Source organism: Streptomyces flavofungini (assembly GCF_041028215.1).
GTDB classification, from domain to species: domain Bacteria; phylum Actinomycetota; class Actinomycetes; order Streptomycetales; family Streptomycetaceae; genus Streptomyces; species Streptomyces flavofungini_B.
Genome location: NZ_JASKYR010001090.1, coordinates 1 through 1,770, shown reverse-complemented (window position 1 = coordinate 1,770; position 1,770 = coordinate 1). Strand labels below are relative to the sequence as shown.

General features: G+C 69.5%; 2 protein-coding genes and 1 pseudogene. 2 read left to right on the top strand and 1 reads right to left on the bottom strand.

The window, feature by feature from the left end; all coding sequences use genetic code 11:
* Positions 1-141 (top strand): annotated as a pseudogene (locus AB8Z36_RS38660) (IS5/IS1182 family transposase); the annotation flags it as partial.
* Positions 142-221: 80 nt separating this feature from the next.
* Positions 222-671 (top strand): HD domain-containing protein, encoded by a 450-nt coding sequence (locus tag AB8Z36_RS38655; RefSeq protein WP_369218040.1) that lies wholly within the window; start codon positions 222-224, stop codon positions 669-671.
* 10 nt (positions 672-681) lie between these two features.
* On the opposite strand, the gene AB8Z36_RS38650 is transcribed toward AB8Z36_RS38655, so the two are convergent.
* Positions 682-1,770, bottom strand: a 1,089-nt coding sequence (locus AB8Z36_RS38650; RefSeq protein ID WP_369218039.1) for an acyltransferase family protein, incomplete at its 5' end; no start/stop codon positions are given.

Genomic DNA, 1,770 nt, shown 5'->3' with positions numbered 1-1,770 from the left:
GCCTACCGGCGACGCAACGTCGTCGAGCGCTGCTTCAACAAGCTCAAGCACAACAAAGCCCTGGCCACCCGCTACGACAAACGCGCCCGCCACTACCAGGCCCTGGTCACCCTGGCCTGCCTCAAACTCTGGCTGCCCTGACTTTGCGGACACGACCTAGGGCCTTTCGTTTGGATCGGGCCGCTTCCGGCGAGGGGCGGGCGTGGGGAAGGATCGCGCGCATGAACCCGAGCCAGCCCCTCCCGCTCCACGCGGTGGAAGCGATCGCCCGCGAGGCCCACGCCACCCAGACGGACAAAGCGGGCCGCCCCTACACGGAACACCTCAAGGCGGTGGCCGACGGAGTGCGGGAGAGGGGCGGCGACGAGGAACAGATCGCCGCCGCCTGGCTGCACGACGCCGTCGAGGACGACGCCCTGAGCGAGGAGTGGCTGCGCACCGCCCCCCTGACGGACCGCACGAAGGCCATCGTCCTGGCGCTGACCAAGCGCGCGGGGGAGGGGCAGGAGGCCTACGCGCGGCGGATCGCGCGTACCCCGGGTGCCCGCCTGGTGAAGGAGGCGGACCTGGCGCACAACGCGGACCCCGCCCGCCTCGCCGTCCTGGACACAACGACAAGGGCGCGCCTGACGGCGAAGTACGCCGCCATGCGCGCCCTGCTGGGACTGTAGGGCAGGCCCGCTACGTCGACCTGGCCCGCTCCCGGGCGAGCTGCGCGGCATCCCGCTTGAAGGCCCACTCCATCTTGGGCTCCATGGCGAAACGGAACATCCGCTGCACCGGGGGCGTGCACAGCAGCGTCACCACGGTCGCGGCGACCGCCGTGACGAAGAGCTCGCCGAACGGCTTGTGCAGCCACTCGTAGTCCTCGAACCAGCCCCAGAAGCGGGAGCCCTTGGCGAGGAAGCCGTGCAGCAGATAGCCGTACAGCGTGCCCGCGCCCAGGACCGTGAACCACATCTTGCGGCGCGGCACCCACGCGAAGAAGCACGCGGTGAGCACCACCGAGCAGCCGAAGAGCGCCAGCGTCATCATGACGCCGACCCACCACGGGAAACCCAGCTCCTGGGCGCTGTCGCGGCGGTAGAACCACACGGACGTCATGCGCGGTGCCGCCCAGTAGGCGAGCAGCAGCGCGGCGGCGAAGACCGGCACGGAGAGGATCCGCACCTCGCGGCGGCGCACGAGCTGGAAGTACTCGGGCTTCATGAAGAGGCCGAGCACGAAGAACGGCAGGAACTGGAGCACGCGCTGGAGGTCGAGGTCGTCACCGATGTCCGGTGAGATCACGGCGAGCACGGCGATGGCCAGCGCGAGCGGCACCGGCCAGCGCACGATCTTCCACAGCGGCACGGTGAGCCGCCACACGAACAGCGCGACCAGGAACCAGGTGAGGTACCAGGGGTCGAGCAGGCTGATCGGCTGGCCCGGGTCGTCGTCCGCCCAGCGCTTGAAGAACGTGTACGCGACCTCGAAGATCACATACGGCACGGCGACGCCGGTCACCAGGCGCTTGAGCCGGTCGGCCCGCATGTCGAAGCTGCGCGAGAAGTAGCCGGAGATCAGGATGAACGCCGGCATGTGGAAGGTGTAGACGGTCATGTACAGCGCCTCGGCCGTACGGCTGTGATCCGTCAGCGGTTCCCACGCGTGGGCCATCGCCACGAGGACGATCGCCAGGTACTTGGCGTTGTCGAAGAAGGCGTCGCGCTGCTTGGCGGGTCTCGCCGTGCTCTCGGCCGCGCGGTGGCCGCTGGAGGTGGGGGGAGC